Genomic DNA, 16,247 nt, shown 5'->3' with positions numbered 1-16,247 from the left:
CAATATAAAGGATTAAAATGAAAAAATTATTTTTTGTATTTATTTTATTAATTAGTTTTTTAAATTCAAGTGAGCTAAAAGTAGCTACTTCTAAAAATGTAGGAGAATTAAATCCACATTTGTATTCTCCAAATGAAATGTTTGCTCAAAATATGGTTTATGAAGGATTTGTCTCATACTCGCAAGATAATCAAATAATACCTAGCCTAGCAACTTCATGGGAGATTAGCGAAGATGGTTTGGTATATACTTTTTATCTTAGAAAAGGAGTTAAGTTTTCTAATGGAGAAGACTTTAATGCAAATGCAGTAAAGCTTAATTTTGATGCAATTTTTGCTAATAAACAAAGGCATATTTCTTTTGCACTTGTAAGAGCTTTTGATTATCTTGAAGTGGTTAATGATTATGAAGTAAAGCTTCATTTAAAACATATTTATGAACCTACTTTAAGAGAACTTAGTCTTATTCGTCCTTTTAGATTTATAGCTCCAAGTGCTATGATTGATAATAATACAAAAGATGGTATAAAAGCACCAATTGGCACAGGCAAATGGAAATTCGTTGATACTAAATTAGGCGTTTATGATAAGTTTGTTAAAAACGAAAATTATTGGGGCGAAAAAGCTAAAATTGATAGCATAGTATGCAAAATAATCCCTGATCCAAGCTCAAAAGTAATAGCTCTAAAAACAAAAGAAATTGATTATATTTATACTGATGGAGAAATTAGCTTAGAAGATTTTATAAACTTGCAAAAAAGCGATTATCAAACGCTAATTTCAAAGCCACTTAGCACTATTTTAATAGCACAAAATACGGCAAAATATCCAACAAATGATATTAATGTAAGAAAGGCTATTAATATGGCTATTAATAAAGATGAAATTAGCAAATATGTTTTCTATGGGACAAGACCAAAGGCTGATTTTTTCTATGATGATAATGTGCCAAATGGCAAAATTGATAGAAGTGCATACGAATATAATCCTAAAAAAGCTAAGCAATTATTACTTGATAATGGTTGGGAATTTAAAAATGGCTTTTTAGAAAAAGATGGCAAAAGATTAGATATAGTGATTTCTTATATAGGCATTAATGCAGAGCAAAAGGCTATATCAGAAGTATTACAAGCGAATTTAAAAGAAATAGGAATTAATCTAATCTTACAAGCTAATGAAAGCACTATATTTTATAAAAGACATAGAAATGGGGAATTTGAATTAATCTTTAATGCTACTTGGGGAGCTCCTTATGAGCCTGAAATTTTTATGGCTTCTATGGTTGCACCAGCTCACGCTGATTATATGGCTCAAATTGGATTAAAGCAAAAACCACTAATTGATGAAAATATAGAAAAATTATCTAAAACAATGAATAAAGATGAAAAATCTAAACTAGCTAAAGAAATACTTACAATCTTACACGATGAAGCGGTATATATTCCTATTGTATATCATACAAATATATGCGTTGCAAGTCCTAAATTAAAAGGAGTTAAAACGAGTATTTTAAAATATGAAATTCCTTTTGATGATATAGAAATTAAGGAGTAGTATGAAAAAATTCATATTAAAAAGAACTTTATATGCCATTATTTGCTTATTTTTAGCATCAATTTTTATTTTTTTATTAATTAGACTTAATGGAACTGATGCTGTTATGAATTATTTGCAAGTTAGTGGGATAGCACCGACTGATGAAGCGATAGAGCATACAAGAATTATGCTAGGCTTAAATGAGCCAATAATTACTCAATATATAGTTTGGATAAAAAACGCCTTGCAATTAGATTTTGGGACATCATATTTTACTAATCGTAAAATCGCACCTGATTTGTTTGAATACTTAGGAAATACTTTAAAGCTAACATCATTTGCCTTGCTTATAACTTTTGTAATCTCTATTCCTTTTGGGGTGTTTTCTGCAATTTATAAAAATCATTTTTTTGATTATTTTGTAAGGATTTTTTCATTTTTAGGTGTTAGCACTCCTAGTTTTTGGCTTGGTTTATTATTTATTTTATTTTTTTCTGTTGAGCTTAATTTATTGCCTCCTTTTGGCATAGGTGGGATTAATCATTTAATAATGCCCGCATTAGCAATATCTTTTATGTCAATTGCTATTAATGCTAGATTTATTAGGATTAATTTTTTACAAGCTTGTAATGAAAGATTTATAGCTTATGCAAAAATGCGTGGCGTAGGAAAGTATAAGATATATTCAAAACATATTTTATTTAATTCTTTACTACCTTTAATAACTGCTTTTGGTATGCATATAGCTGAGCTTTTTGGTGGGGCTTTAGTGATTGAAAATATTTTTGCTTATCCTGGAGTTGGTCGTTATGCTGTAAGTGCTATTTATTATAGTGATTATCCTGTAATTCAAGCTTTTAGTATGATGATGTGTTTTGTGTTTATTTTAATTAATTTAATCACTGATATTTTATATGCGATAATTGACCCAAGGATTAGATATGAGTAAGAAAATTTATGAATATTTCGTGTATTTTTTATGCGCTTTTATAATCTTACTTGCTTTATTTGGTAAATATTATGCACCTTATAGTGCAAATGAGATTAATTTAGCGAATAAATTTGCTAGTAATTCATTATTACATATTTTTGGAACTGATCATTTAGGGCGAGATATTTTCTCAAGGATTTTAGAAGGTGCTTATATTTCAATTCTAGCTACCTTTTCAACCATTATTATAATAATAGTTTTAGGCGTTAGTGTAGGTTTTATAGCTGGATTTTCAAATAATAAAATTGATAATTTTTTAATGAGAATTTGTGATATATTTTTATGCTTTCCTACTATTGTTTTGGCTTTATTTTTTGTAGGGATTTTAGGAACTGGTTTATTAAATATAATTATAGCCATTGCTTTAACTCACTGGGCTTGGTATGCAAGGATTATTAGAAGCATTGTTTTAAAGTTAAAAAATACTGAATATGTATTAATTAGCAAAACTTGTGGAGCTAGTAATTTTAAAATTTTTAAAAAGCATTTTGCAAAGCCTATTTGTATGCAGCTATTGGTATTAAGCACGCTTGATTTGGGGCATATAATGCTACATATTTCAGGTCTTAGTTTGCTTGGGCTTGGGGTAAAAGCTCCACAGGCTGAATGGGGGATAATGATAGCTGAAACAAAAGATTATATTTTAACTCATTATGAGCTTATTTTGTATCCTGGAATTGCTATGTTAATTGTAATTATTGCTTTTAATTTATTAGGCGATATTTTAAGAGATAAATTTGAAAATTTAATACAAGTTGAAAGTCATGGATAAAATAATAGTAAAAAATTTAAATATATTTTATAAAGATACAGCCTTAGTAAATAATGTTAGTATGAATATACAAAGTGGAAAAATCACGGCTTTATTAGGGCTTAGTGGAAGTGGAAAAAGCCTAATAGCAACAGCTATTATGGGATATGTAGCAAATAATTTAAAGCTTAGCGGGAGTATTTGTTTAGATGATAATTCAAAGCAAAATATTGCTTGTATTATGCAAAATCCAAGAACAGCTTTTAATCCTTTATTTAGTATCAAAAACTGCTTTTATGAGACTTTAAAGGCAAGGAATTTAAAAATTGATAATGAATATATAAAAGAGATTTTAAATAAAGTTAAATTGAACGAAAGCGTTTTAAATCTTTATCCACACGAATGCAGTGGCGGAATGCTTCAAAGAATTATGATAGCTTTAGCCTTAGTATCTCGTGCGAAATTTATAATAGCAGATGAGCCTACGAGTGATTTGGATTTGATTTCTCAAGCTGCAGTTTTAGATATATTAGAAGAAATATCAAGCAAAATAGGGATATTGTTAATAACTCATGATTTTGGAGTTGTTGCAAGACTTGCTGATTATGTTTATGTTATGGATAATGCAAGGATTGTTGAAGAAGCAACTTGTATTGATATATTTAAAAACCCACAAGCAAATATAACAAAAGAATTAATTAATTCACATTTATCATTATATGGAGTTAGCAATGCTTAAGGTAGAAAATATCTCATATTCATATAAAAATTCAAATTTATTTAGCGATAAATATACTCAAGTTTTAAATGGAGTTAGCTTTAATTTAGATGAGAATAATTCTTTAGGTATTTTAGGAATTAGTGGAAGTGGCAAAAGCACTTTAGCAAAAATCATTGCTAATATTTACAAAGCAAATTCTGGAAATGTATTTTTAAACAATGTAAAAATACAAGATAATAAAGAGTATAAAAAATTAATTCAAATAGTATTTCAAGACTCAAGAGCATCTTTTAACCCTGATTTTAGCGTTTATGAAGCCTTGATTGAACCTTTAGAAAATCTTACTAATTTTAGCAAAAGCGAGATTAAAAAAAGAGCTTTAGAATGCTTAGAATTATTAGAATTAAATCAAGACTTATTAGATAAAAAATGCTCAATGTTAAGTGGGGGACAATTACAAAGGCTAAGCATAGCAAGAGCTATTTCAATTAAGCCAAAAATACTTATTTTAGATGAAGCTACAAGTTCATTAGATGTATTAATTCAAGCAAAGATTTTAAAGACTTTAAAAAATCTTCAAAAGGATTTAAGCTATATCGTAATAACTCATGATTTAAGGATTATAAAATTATTTTGTGATGAAGTTTTAGTCCTTGATAAAGGCAAGGTAATTGAGAGCAAAAAAGTATGCAAGGATTTAGAATTTGAAAGCTTAATGGCTAAAGAATTAAGCAATAGCATATTAAAGCCTTTTCCTAAGGATTTTTATAAATAATATTTAAAAGATTAAATATAATTTTTGTAATTTTGTAAAAAAGTGTTACGAATTTACAAATTCTTATAATTAATCTTAAAAATTATTATGAAATTAAGCTTAGTTTATTAATATTTCTTTTTATTTTCAAAAAAGGTTTTTAATGAGTTCAACGCTACTTATTCAACAGATTTTCAATGGCTTTTCACTAGGCTCAATGTATGCACTAATTGCTATTGGATATACTATGGTTTATGGAGTTTTAAGGCTTATCAATTTTGCTCACGGCGATATTATGATGATAGGCTCGTATGCTTGTTTATTTGCACTTAATTTTTTTGCCTTTCCGTTTATACCTGCTTTTGGTTTTGCTATATTAATTTGTATTGCACTTGGAATTAGCATTGATAAGATTGCTTATAAGCCACTTAGAAATTCTCCTAGAATTTCACTATTAATAACTGCTATTGGAGTTTCGTTTTTCTTAGAAAATCTAATAAATGTATTATTTACAAGCACACCACAACCATTTAATGCACCAAGTATTTTGATAAATCCTATTAATTTATTTGATATTAGAATGTCTTTGCTTGATTTGATAATTCCAACTTTAACTATTATTATTTTAATAGCTGTTTTGTTGATTTTGTATAAAAGCAAATATGGAATTGCTATTCGTGCACTTGCTTTTGATATTTCAACCGTTGCTTTAATGGGAATTGATGCTAATAAAATTATAGCTTTTGTATTTGCACTAGGCTCAATGTTAGCTTGTATTGGCGGGATTTTTTGGGCGTGTAAATATCCACAAATTGACCCTAATATGGGAGTTTTAATAGGGCTTAAGGCTTTTGGAGCTGCTGTTTTAGGTGGTATTGGTAGCGTTGGCGGAGCTGTTCTTGGTGGGCTTATAATTGGATTTTGCGAAGTTTTAATAGTAGCTTTTGTGCCTGATTTAGCAGGGTTTAAAGATGGTTTTGCATTTATATTTTTAGTATTTGTTTTATTGTTTAAACCAACAGGAATTATGGGACAAGATTATGAAAGGAGTAGATTTTAATGAAAAATATATTTTCAATAATCATTTTAATCTTAGCAGTTTTAAGCATTTTTGCGGCTCAATATTGCTTGAGTGATTATGCTTTAAGAACTTTTATAAATATTAGTATTTTTATAATCTTGGCAGTATCTTATAATCTAATCAATGGTGTAACAGGGCAATTTAGCCTAGAGCCTAATGGTTTTGTTGCAGTTGGTGCTTATATTACGGCTTTATTATTGCTTGATATTGAAGCTAAGCAAGATCAATTTAGCTTATTAGACCCGCATCCATTTATTTTATCATTTCATACTGATAGCTTTTTTATAGCTTTATTAGCGGGTGGTTTTAGTGCTTTGGCTTTATCTTTAATCTTAAGCTTTGCTGTTTTTCGTGTAAGGGGAGATTATTTAGCTATCGTTACGCTTGGATTTGGGATAATTATTAAATTAATTGCACTTAATTTCGCAGCTTTTACAAACGGAGTGCAAGGGTTAAATGAAATTCCAAAACCGAATAATTTTTTATATATAGTTGGAATTATTACTATTATTAGCGTTATTTTAATACTTAATATCATTTATTCAAAATACGGCAGAGCAATGAAGGCTGTAAGAGATGATGAAGATGCAGCTTTAGCTATGGGGATTAATACTTTTAGGATTAAGACTTTAGCTTTTGGGACTAGTGCTTTTTTAGAAGGTGTAGCAGGTGGGCTTTTAGCTTGTTATATCACAAGTGTTACGCCTGAACAATTTGACTTTTTATTTACATTCCAATTATTAATTATCATAGTTTTAGGTGGGTTAGGAAGCACTACAGGAGCAATTATTGGAGCTATTTTAGTAATTGGTGGAAGTGAGTGGCTTAGATTTTTAGATGAACCTATGAGCATTTTTGGTTATGAGACAAAAGGTTTGCCAGGACTTAGAATGCTTGTGTTTTCTATCATATTAATTTTAGTAATGCTATTTGCAAGGCGTGGGATTTTTGGCGATAAGGAGCTAAGCGATATTATTTTTAAAAGGTTTAAAAAATGATTTTAGAGCTTAAGAATATTGATAAGAATTTTGGTGGAGTAAAGGCTATAAATAATGCAAATCTTAGCGTTAAAAAAGGTGAAGTTTTTGGACTTATTGGACCTAATGGAGCAGGGAAAACTACTTTATTTAATATAATTTCAGGAGCTTATAAACCAAGTTCGGGTGAGATTATTTTTGATAATAAAAACATTACAAATCTAAATCAATTAGAAATCACAAAATTAGGCATTGCAAGGACTTTTCAAAATATTAGATTATTTTCATCTATGAGTGTGCTTGAGAATGTTTTAATAGGGCTAAATTGTAGTATTAATTACAATATTTTTGAAGCGTTTTTGCATATTGCAAGATATAAAAAGGCTGAAAAACAAGCAAGAGAAGAAGCAATAAAAATACTAAATACTCTTAAAATCTCTCATTTAGCTAATGCAAAATCAACCGAATTAAGTTATGGAGAACAAAGAAAATTAGAAATAGCAAGAGCATTAGCACTAAAGCCAAAATTATTATTACTTGATGAGCCTGTAGCAGGAATGAATGGGACTGAGAGCAATGAATTAGCAGATATTATAACTACTCTTAAAAAAGAGCTTAGTATAGTGTTGATTGAGCATGATATGAAGTTTGTAAATAGCTTATGTGATAGGGTTTTAGTGCTTGATTATGGTAAGAGTATTTTCTTAGGCTCACCAAAAGAAGCAGTTAATAATAATGAAGTAATTAAAGCATATTTAGGAGATTTTTAATGTTAAAGGTTAAAAACTTAAGCGTTCATTATGGTTTGATTAAAGCTGTTGATGATATTAGTTTTCATATAAACTCAGGAGAAATCGTAAGTATTGTAGGTAGTAACGGGGCTGGTAAAACTAGCACTTTAAATGCGATTTTGAATATTCCTAAGCGTAGTGGGGAGATTAATTTTTTAGGTTATGAAATAGAAAGGCATAAAACTCATACTCTAGTTCAAAAAGGAATTAGCCTTGTGCCAGAAGGAAGAAGAGTTTTTGCAAATCTTAGCATAGAAGATAATCTTAAAATGGGAGCGTTTTATAATGCTGATAATTACGAGCATTTAAAAGAGCAAATGTATAGATTATTCCCACGCTTAAAGCAAAAAAATAATACCTTAGCAAGGAATTTAAGTGGTGGAGAAGCACAAATGTTAGCAATCTCAAGAGCTTTAATGGGAGAGCCAAAATTACTTATGTTAGATGAACCAAGTCTAGGACTTGCACCTAAGATTGTAGGAGAAGTTTTTGAGATAATTAAGGTTTTAAAAAATGAAGGAATTACTATTTTATTAGTAGAGCAAAACGCCCAACAAGCATTAAAAATAAGCGATAGGGCTTATGTTTTAGAAAATGGTAAAATCGTTTTAGAAGGCAAAGGAATTGACCTTGCAAATGATGATAATATTCGCAAAAAATATTTAGGAATTTAAATATAAAATCGGAATTAATTTTTCGGTTTTATATTTTAATATGATTTATTTTAGCCTTGTTATAAATTAATATTTATATATGAGATTTTATGATGATTATTTTTTTAGTATAAATATATTTTTATTATTTAACTTAGGAATTTAATTCTACTTATGTTTTAGCATTATCAATAAATATCAAGATGATTTTAAGTAAGATTTTATATAATCACTTTTATCTAAAATGAAAGTGTGTGATGAAAAATAAGAATTTAATTTACCAACTAGAAGGAAAACCCCCGTTTTTTGTAGCACTTCCTTTGGGAATGCAGCATGTTCTTGCTATGTTTACAGGAAATTTAGCCCCCATTTTGATAATTATAGGGGTCTTAAATAGTACGAGTATTGTAATATCCACGCAAGAAAGTATCAGTTTAATCCAATCAGCTATGCTAGCTTCTGGCATAGTAACTCTTCTGCAACTTTATCCAATCAAATATAAAAATATCCAAATAGGTGCTAATCTTCCAATAGTTATGGGGACTACATTTGCTTTTGTGCCAACAGCTATAAGTGTTGCAAATACTTATGGTTTTAGTGCAATTTTAGCTTCTTCTCTTATAGGCAGTATAATCACTATATTTATTGGTTTTGCTTACAAATATATCACAAAGATTTTATCTGAATTAGTAATAGGTGTTGTATTAATTGCAATCGGCATTAATTTATTAGATGTGGGTGTTAATTATTGTGCGGGTGGTTTAGCTGCTAAAAAAATGGGAACTTATGGGGATATTATTAATTTATGTTTATCTTTTAGCACTTTTGCAATCATTATTGCTATTCAACGATTTGCAAAGGGTATCTTTAAAGTTTCAGCTATTTTAATAGGTCTTGTTGTGGGATATTTTTTAGCTTATATGGTAGGTAGAGTAGATACTAGTATTATTAGTGAAGCAAGTTGGTTTAGCTTGCCTATTCCAATTATTTTAATTAATGAATTTCATTTTGAACTAGCCCCTATTGTAAGTGCCATTATCGTTTATATAATCACAAGTTTAGAAACTATTGGAAATGTTAATGGAATTACCGTAGCAGCTTTTAATAGGTGTGCTAAAGAAAAAGAAATCAGTGGAGCTATTTTAGCAGATGGTGTTGGTTGTATGGTGGCTAGTTTGTTAAATGCTTTACCTAATACAGCTTATGGTCAAAATGCAGGAATAATAGCAATGACAAAAATTATAAATAAATATTGCATAGCTTTAGGTGCTTTTTTTATTATAGTATCAGCTTTTATTCCTAAATTAGGAGCTGTTTTTAGGACTATTCCAGATAGTGTTTTAGGGGGTGCAGTTATTATGATTTTTGCTATGATTTTGATAAATGGTATTAAGATTGTAGCTTATGCTGGATTTAGCAACAAAAATGTAATGATATTAGGTATTACTTTTGGTCTTGGGTATGGGTTTGGAGTCCATCCTGAAATTACTAGTAATTTGCCAGGTTATATAAGTTGGGTTTTTAAAGATAGCATAGTAGGAGTTTGTGTAATTTCTATGATAGCTTCTTTATTTTTTGCAAAAGATAAATAAGGGTGAGTATGAAAGAAGAATTTAAAACGATAGGTAAAAGTGAAACAAGATGGGATGCTTACGCTAAAGTTACAGGTAAAGCAATTTATACTGCTGATATTCCTACTAAGAAAAAGTTTTATGCAAGAATAGTAAGATCTAGCATAGCACATGGATATGTTAAAAGTTTTGATTTTAGCGAAGCTTTAAAGGTTGATGGGGTTATTAAAATTTTAACTTATAAAGATATGCCAAAAACTAAGTTTGCAACCGCAGGTCATCCATTTGGACTAGACCCAAAGACTAGAGATAGGTATGATAGAACCATTTTAACAGAGCATGTTAGATTATTTGGAGATGAAATAGCAGCTATTATTGCAACCACTGATTTAGCTGCAAAAATTGCTGTAAGTAAGGTAAAGGTTGAATATGATGAGCTTCCTTTTTATCTAACCCCACAAGAAGCAATGCAAGAAGGGGCTGCGAAAATTCATGAGGATTTAGATAGTAATATAATGGCTCATACTATTAGTAAAGTTGGAGATGTAGAATCGGCTTTAGCTAATAGCGATTATGTTTTTAGTGATACATTTAAAGTTCCTTTACAACAACATTGCCATATGGAAAATCAGATTGCTTATGCTTATAAAGACCAAGATAATCGTTATGTGGTAGTAAGTTCAACTCAAATTCCACATATTTTAAGAAGAATTTTAGGCGAAGTTTTTGAAAAACATTGGAGTTATTTTAGAGTTATAAAACCTTTTGTTGGTGGTGGTTTTGGTAATAAACAAGAAGTAACAATAGAGCCACTTTGCGTTGCTTTATCTATGGCTATGGGTGGAGAAATTGTTCAAATTGCACTTGATAGAGAAGAAAGTATCGCATATACAAGAACAAGACACGAAATGGAATATAAAGCAAAAATGGGTATTAGTAAAGATGGCTTTATAAATGCTTTAGATATAGAAGTATTATCAAATAAAGGAGCTTACGCATCTCATACTCATTCGGTTGGTATTAAAGGTGGTGGAGTTTTATTATCTTTATATAATATTCCTAACTTTAGATATGACATTAAAACCGTTCATACAAATATAGCAACAGCTGGGGCTATGAGAGGATATGGAGTTCCACAGGTTATGTTTTTTATAGAAAGTTTTATGGAAAATGTAGCTAGAAAAATGGGTTTTGATTCTATTAGTTTTAGAGAAAAAAATATAGTAGGAAATGATGTTTTAAATCCACTAAATCAAGTTATTCAAAAATCAGCTAAATTAAAAGAATGTATTAAGGTTGCTAAAGATAAATTTAATTACTATGAAAAACAAAAAGCCTGTAAAGAATTTAAACACTCTTATAAAAAGCGTGGGGTAGGGCTTGCAACCTTTACTTATACAACAGGTGTTTATCCAAAGGGCTTAGAAACAGCAGCAGCTAGAGTAATACTAAATCAAGATGCACATATTAAACTAATGCTAGGTTCAACTGAAATCGGACAAGGTTCTGATACGGTTTTAGCTCAAATGGCAGCAGAAGTTTTAAGTATTCCTTATGATTGGGTTATAGTTGATGCGAATACTGATACAGATACGGCTCCATTTGATACAGGAGCTTATGCTTCAAGACAAAGCTATGTAACAGGGCTTGCAGTAAAAGAAGCTGCTTTAAAATTAAAAACAAAAATATTAAAAACAGCAGCGAGATTAAAAGATGTTGATTTTGCAAATCTTGATTTAGAAAATGCAAATATTGTTTTTAAGAATAAAGAAGTTTTAATGAGTTTGGCTGATTTTGCTTTACACACTACTTATGATTGGCAAAAGGCTAAAAGTTTATCGGCATTTGCAAGTGTAAATTGCCATACAAATTCTTATAGTTATGGTATTACTATGGCTATGGTTGAAGTTGATATGAATACAGGAAAAATAGAGATATTAGATATTTTAAATGTTCATGATGCTGGTAAGGTATTAAATCCACTTTTAGCAAGTTCTCAAGTAGAAGGCGGAATGGGAATGGCAATTCCTTATGCTTTATTAGAAGAATTAAAATATGACAAAAAAACAGGTAAGATTTTAAACAATAATCTTTTAGATTATAAAGTTCCAACTGCACTTGATGTTCCTGATTTAGATGTTAGTTTTGTTGATAATTATGACCCTTATGGTCCATTTGGTAATAAGTCTTTAGGTGAACCTCCTATGTGTTCTCCTGCACCTGCTATTAGAAATGCAGTGCTTGATGCTACAAATATAGAGTTTAATCAAATTCCAATAACACCAGAAAGATTTTTTCAAGCTAAGGATAAAGAATGTATTATTTAAGTAATTACACGGAAGCAAAAAGCGTTAATGAAGCTAGTAGGTTATTAAAAACTATAGATGATTCGGTATTAATTGCAGGCGGAACTGATATTTTAATTAAACTTAGAAGTTTGGATAAAAAATATGCAAATAAGCATTTAATAGGAATTAATACTTTAAAAGAATTAAAAACCATAACAATTGATGATGAGTTTATTCATATAGGCGCATTATGCACTTTTGATGATATAGAAAATAATGAAATTATAAAAAATAATTTAACAAATCTAAAACAAGCAGCTGCTCTAGTTGGTGGCCCGCAAATTAGAAATATGGCCACAATAGGTGGAAATATTTGCAATGGTGCAACTTCTGCTGATAGTGCTTCAAGTCTTTTTACTCTTGATGCGATTTTAGTTATTTACAATGAAGACACACGCAAAGAAATTGCTATAAATGATTTTTATATTAGTTCTGGTGTTGTTAAATTAGAAAAAGGAGATATTTTAACAAGTATTAAAATTCCTAAAAAATCTTTTAATGGTTATGTTAGTAAATATATAAAATTTGCTCAAAGAAATGCTATGGATATAGCTACAATTGGAGTTAGTGTTATGTTAAAAACTAATAATGATGAGATAATTGATTTAAAATTAGCTTACGGAGTGGCTGCTCCTACTCCTATTAGAGCTAAAGAAAGTGAAAAGTTAGCAAAAGGTTTAAAATTAACTAAGGAAAATATTGAAAAAATTGCTAATAATATTTTAAATGAAACAAAGGCAAGAGATTCTTGGAGAGCTTCTAAAGATTTTAGAAATAATCTTTTAACAACGCTTACAAAAAGAGCTATTTATGAATTAATAGGAAAAAATTATGAAAATTAAAACTTATATAAATGATAAATTTTATGAATTACACATTGACCCTAGAATGTCATTGCTTGAATTAATAAGAAATGTATTACAATTAAGTGGAACTAAAGAAGGCTGTAGTGTTGGTGAATGTGGAGCTTGTGCTGTTTTGGTTGATGGTAAAAATGTAAATAGCTGTATTTATTTAGCAGCTTGGGCTGATGGTAAAAAAATAACTACTATAGAAGGTTTAACCCCTTTTGATGGCTTAAGTCTTTTACAAGAAAATTTTATAAAAAATGGAGCTGTTCAGTGTGGATTTTGCACTCCTGGGTTTATTATTTCATCAACTGCTTTGCTTAGTAAAAATAAAATGCCTACTAAGTTTGAAATAAGGCGAGGGGTGTCTGGTAATCTATGTCGTTGCACAGGATATAAAAAAATCTTTCAAGCCATAGAAGATACTGCAAATAATGCTAAATGAAGCTTTAGATATTAAATATAAAGACAAAATTGCGATTATAGGCTCTGGTGGGAAGACCACTTTTGCTTATAATCTAGCTAAACAAAATCAAGATAAAATCACAATTCTTACAACAAGTACAAAAATGTATGAAGTAAAAGATATAAATTTTAATAATCTATATAATCAAACAAGTATTACAAATCTTAAAAAAGGCGTTAATTTATGTGGAAAAATTATTGACAATAAAGTAAATGCTTTAGATGATTTTAGTGATTTTTATAAAAATTGTGATTTGTTTATATATGAAGCTGATGGAGCTAAGGAATTGCCTTATAAAGTTTGGAAAAATAATGAGCCTGTTATTTTAGAAAATACCAATAAAATAATAGGAATTATTCCACTTCATTTATTAAATTATCAATTAAATGAGAATTTCATTCATAGGTTTGATGATTTTTTGAAAGTATTTGAAGTGAGTAAAAGTGATGTTTTAAGTATTGATTTAATAGAAAAAATTTGTTTAAAAATGTTTGAAAATATTAGTTTAAATTCTGATAATTTTATTTTTTTTAATAGATGCGATGATTTAAAAGTATTAAATGAACTTGCAAAAAGATTAAAAAATTTTAGATTATTAGCTGGTTTTTTAAAAGAAGAAAAATATATAAGGCTTAATTTTTGAAAGGAATTTGTATTATCTTAGCAGCTGGATATTCAAGAAGGCTTGGTTTAAATAAATCATTTTTAAAATATAAAAATACTTATTTTATTGATTTGATTATTCAAAAAACTTTAGAGCTTAATATGGATATTAAAATAGTTGCTAATGAGAATAATTACGAGTATTTAAAGACAAATTATAAAGATTTTAATGTGGTTTTAAATGCCTTTAATAAGGGTCAAAATACAAGTATAAAAATAGCTTTAAACAATGTTTTAGATTATGATTACGCAATATTTTTACCGATTGATCAAATATTTTTAAAAACTAATTCAATAAAAACTATCATTTCAAAATATAAAGAAAATTATATTGTTGTTCCTAGATTTAATAATATTAATTCCTTGCCTACTATTTTTGATAAAAAATATTTTAAAGAATTGTGCGAATTAGATAATGATAGCGGTGGAAAAGTGCTAATTCAAAAATATAAAGATAAAGTAATTTTTGTTGATTTATATGATGAATTAGAAGGAAAAGATATAGATACTAAAGAAGATTTAAGGTTGATTGATGAGTGAATTTGTAATTATTAGAGGAGCGGGTGATATTGCTAGTGGTATTGCTGCTAGGCTTTTTAGAGCAGGCTTTAAGATACTTTTATTAGAATGTTTAAAACCAAGTTCAATTAGAATAAAAGTTTGTTTTTCTCAAGCAGTTTATGATAAAACTTGCGAAATAGAAGGTATAAAAGCGAAGTTAGTTAATAAAGATGAGATTTTAGATTGTAAGGATTTTATCCCTATTATAATTGATGAGAATTTAGATATTTTAAATTATATAAAACCAAGGGCTTTAATTGATTCAATTTTAGCTAAAAGGAATTTAGGAACAAATATTAATATGGCTCCTATTGTGATTGCTATTGGACCTGGGTTTTGTGCTGGAATTGACGCTCACGCTGTAATCGAGAGTAATCGCGGCCATAATTTAGGCAAGGTTATTTTAAGTGGTTTTGCAGAGAAAAATACAGGAATTCCTGCTGAAGTAAAAGGAATTGGAGCAAAAAGAGTAATTTATGCAAACGATAATGGAATCTTTAAAGCTATTGCTAAAATAGGTGATATTGTAAAAGAAGAAGAAATTATTGCATATATTGATAATACACCTGTTAAAGCTAGTATAAGTGGGCTTTTAAGAGGTATTATTAATGATAATTTTGAAGTAGTAAAGGGTCTTAAAATTGCAGATATTGACCCAAGAATTAGTGAATATGAAAATTGCTTTAGTATTTCAGATAAGGCTAGGAGCATAGGTGGTGGGGTTCTTGAAGCTTTGATGTATTTTGAAAATAGGAATAAAAATGGATGAATTGATAATAAAAGAAATGTATAAAAGATGTGAGAAAAATGAAAAAATTGCCTTAATAACTCTTACAAAATCAAGTGGCAGCACTCCTAGAAATGCAGGTTCTATGATGGCTTTATTTAGCGATGGCACAAGCATTGGAAGTATAGGTGGTGGTAAATTAGAATTTGAAGTTTTAAAAGAAGCTAAAGAATGTTTAGAAAATAATAAAAGTAAAATTTTTAATCACGAATTAACACCGAATGGAGATTTAAAAATGCAGTGCGGCGGGCTTGCAAGTGGTTATATAAAAATTATTAATCAAAAAGCAAAATTAATAATATGTGGAGCAGGACATATTGGTAAAGAAATACTATTTTTATCAAAATATTTAGGTTTTTATTCAATTTTAATTGATGATAGGCAAGATTATTTGCAAGGTTTAGCAAATGAAGAATATTTCAGCAATTATGAAGATTTGAGTTTTTTAGATATTGATGATAATACTTATGTAATTATTGTTACAAAATCTCATTTAGATGATTATAAATGCTTAAAAAATGTAATAGATAAAAATGCAAAATATGTTGGTGTTATTGGAAGTAAAACTAAACATAAATTCATTAAAGATGAGCTGATTAAAGATAATTTTAGTGCCGAATTATTTAATAAAATTTATGCTCCAATAGGTTTAGACATTGCAAATCAGGAGCCAAGAGAAATTGCGTTTAGTATTTTAAGTGAGGTTTTACTTATCAAAAATCAAGGTAAATTAGCACATAAAAAAAATT

The 16,247-nt window shown here is 28.7% G+C and carries 17 protein-coding genes; all 17 read left to right on the top strand.

Annotation, left to right across the window (positions count from 1 at the left end; translation table 11 throughout):
• Positions 1-17: 17 nt before the first annotated feature.
• Complete coding sequence (gene nikA / locus AVBRAN9333_RS08860) at positions 18-1,553, top strand: nickel ABC transporter substrate-binding protein (RefSeq protein ID WP_239802936.1); 1,536 nt, start codon at positions 18-20, stop codon at positions 1,551-1,553.
• 1 nt (position 1,554) lies between these two features.
• A complete protein-coding gene (locus tag AVBRAN9333_RS08855; RefSeq protein WP_336609863.1) occupies positions 1,555-2,484 on the top strand; it encodes an ABC transporter permease subunit in 930 nt (309 codons plus the stop codon).
• Complete coding sequence (nikC, locus tag AVBRAN9333_RS08850) at positions 2,477-3,298, top strand: nickel ABC transporter permease subunit NikC (RefSeq protein WP_214118841.1); 822 nt, start codon at positions 2,477-2,479, stop codon at positions 3,296-3,298. Before AVBRAN9333_RS08855 ends, nikC begins: the two co-directional genes overlap by 8 nt.
• Positions 3,291-4,016: an ABC transporter ATP-binding protein gene (locus tag AVBRAN9333_RS08845; protein WP_214118843.1), complete on the top strand. Its 726-nt coding sequence runs from the start codon at positions 3,291-3,293 to the stop codon at positions 4,014-4,016. Before nikC ends, AVBRAN9333_RS08845 begins: the two co-directional genes overlap by 8 nt.
• Positions 4,009-4,773, top strand: a complete 765-nt coding sequence (locus tag AVBRAN9333_RS08840) for an ABC transporter ATP-binding protein (RefSeq protein ID WP_239802934.1) — start codon at positions 4,009-4,011, stop codon at positions 4,771-4,773. The genes AVBRAN9333_RS08845 and AVBRAN9333_RS08840 overlap by 8 nt, the downstream gene beginning before the upstream one ends.
• A gap of 142 nt (positions 4,774-4,915) precedes the next feature.
• Complete coding sequence (locus tag AVBRAN9333_RS08835) at positions 4,916-5,812, top strand: branched-chain amino acid ABC transporter permease (protein WP_214118846.1); 897 nt, start codon at positions 4,916-4,918, stop codon at positions 5,810-5,812.
• A complete protein-coding gene (locus AVBRAN9333_RS08830) occupies positions 5,812-6,831 on the top strand; it encodes a branched-chain amino acid ABC transporter permease (protein ID WP_442862237.1) in 1,020 nt (339 codons plus the stop codon). Before AVBRAN9333_RS08835 ends, AVBRAN9333_RS08830 begins: the two co-directional genes overlap by 1 nt.
• Complete coding sequence (locus tag AVBRAN9333_RS08825; RefSeq protein ID WP_214118849.1) at positions 6,828-7,580, top strand: ABC transporter ATP-binding protein; 753 nt, start codon at positions 6,828-6,830, stop codon at positions 7,578-7,580. The genes AVBRAN9333_RS08830 and AVBRAN9333_RS08825 overlap by 4 nt, the downstream gene beginning before the upstream one ends.
• The gene (locus AVBRAN9333_RS08820; RefSeq protein WP_214118851.1) at positions 7,580-8,275 is read left to right on the top strand and encodes an ABC transporter ATP-binding protein; all 696 of its coding nucleotides are present in this window, start codon (positions 7,580-7,582) and stop codon (positions 8,273-8,275) included. Before AVBRAN9333_RS08825 ends, AVBRAN9333_RS08820 begins: the two co-directional genes overlap by 1 nt.
• A gap of 236 nt (positions 8,276-8,511) precedes the next feature.
• Positions 8,512-9,846 (top strand): uracil-xanthine permease family protein, encoded by a 1,335-nt coding sequence (locus tag AVBRAN9333_RS08815; protein WP_239802933.1) that lies wholly within the window; start codon positions 8,512-8,514, stop codon positions 9,844-9,846.
• Positions 9,847-9,854: 8 nt separating this feature from the next.
• The gene (xdhA, locus tag AVBRAN9333_RS08810; protein WP_239802932.1) at positions 9,855-12,152 is read left to right on the top strand and encodes a xanthine dehydrogenase subunit XdhA; all 2,298 of its coding nucleotides are present in this window, start codon (positions 9,855-9,857) and stop codon (positions 12,150-12,152) included.
• Positions 12,140-13,015, top strand: a complete 876-nt coding sequence (xdhB, locus tag AVBRAN9333_RS08805; protein ID WP_214118857.1) for a xanthine dehydrogenase subunit XdhB — start codon at positions 12,140-12,142, stop codon at positions 13,013-13,015. The genes xdhA and xdhB overlap by 13 nt, the downstream gene beginning before the upstream one ends.
• Complete coding sequence (locus AVBRAN9333_RS08800) at positions 13,005-13,466, top strand: (2Fe-2S)-binding protein (protein ID WP_336607687.1); 462 nt, start codon at positions 13,005-13,007, stop codon at positions 13,464-13,466. The genes xdhB and AVBRAN9333_RS08800 overlap by 11 nt, the downstream gene beginning before the upstream one ends.
• On the top strand, positions 13,456-14,130 hold the full coding sequence (yqeC, locus tag AVBRAN9333_RS08795; protein ID WP_214150224.1) for a selenium cofactor biosynthesis protein YqeC: 675 nt from the start codon (positions 13,456-13,458) through the stop codon (positions 14,128-14,130). Before AVBRAN9333_RS08800 ends, yqeC begins: the two co-directional genes overlap by 11 nt.
• Positions 14,127-14,690, top strand: coding sequence for an NTP transferase domain-containing protein (locus tag AVBRAN9333_RS08790; protein ID WP_336607688.1), 564 nt, complete (start codon positions 14,127-14,129; stop codon positions 14,688-14,690). Before yqeC ends, AVBRAN9333_RS08790 begins: the two co-directional genes overlap by 4 nt.
• Positions 14,683-15,480: a selenium-dependent molybdenum cofactor biosynthesis protein YqeB gene (gene yqeB, locus AVBRAN9333_RS08785; protein WP_336609862.1), complete on the top strand. Its 798-nt coding sequence runs from the start codon at positions 14,683-14,685 to the stop codon at positions 15,478-15,480. Before AVBRAN9333_RS08790 ends, yqeB begins: the two co-directional genes overlap by 8 nt.
• A partial coding sequence (locus tag AVBRAN9333_RS08780; RefSeq protein WP_336609861.1) for an XdhC family protein occupies positions 15,473-16,247 on the top strand: 775 nt, incomplete at its 3' end. The genes yqeB and AVBRAN9333_RS08780, both read left to right, overlap by 8 nt.

Origin of the sequence: Campylobacter sp. RM9333, assembly GCF_020137705.1 — a bacterium.
In the GTDB taxonomy this organism is placed as follows: domain Bacteria; phylum Campylobacterota; class Campylobacteria; order Campylobacterales; family Campylobacteraceae; genus Campylobacter_E.
The sequence above is the reverse complement of the archived record's forward strand: the minus strand, read 5'-3'. Positions and strand labels throughout refer to the sequence as shown.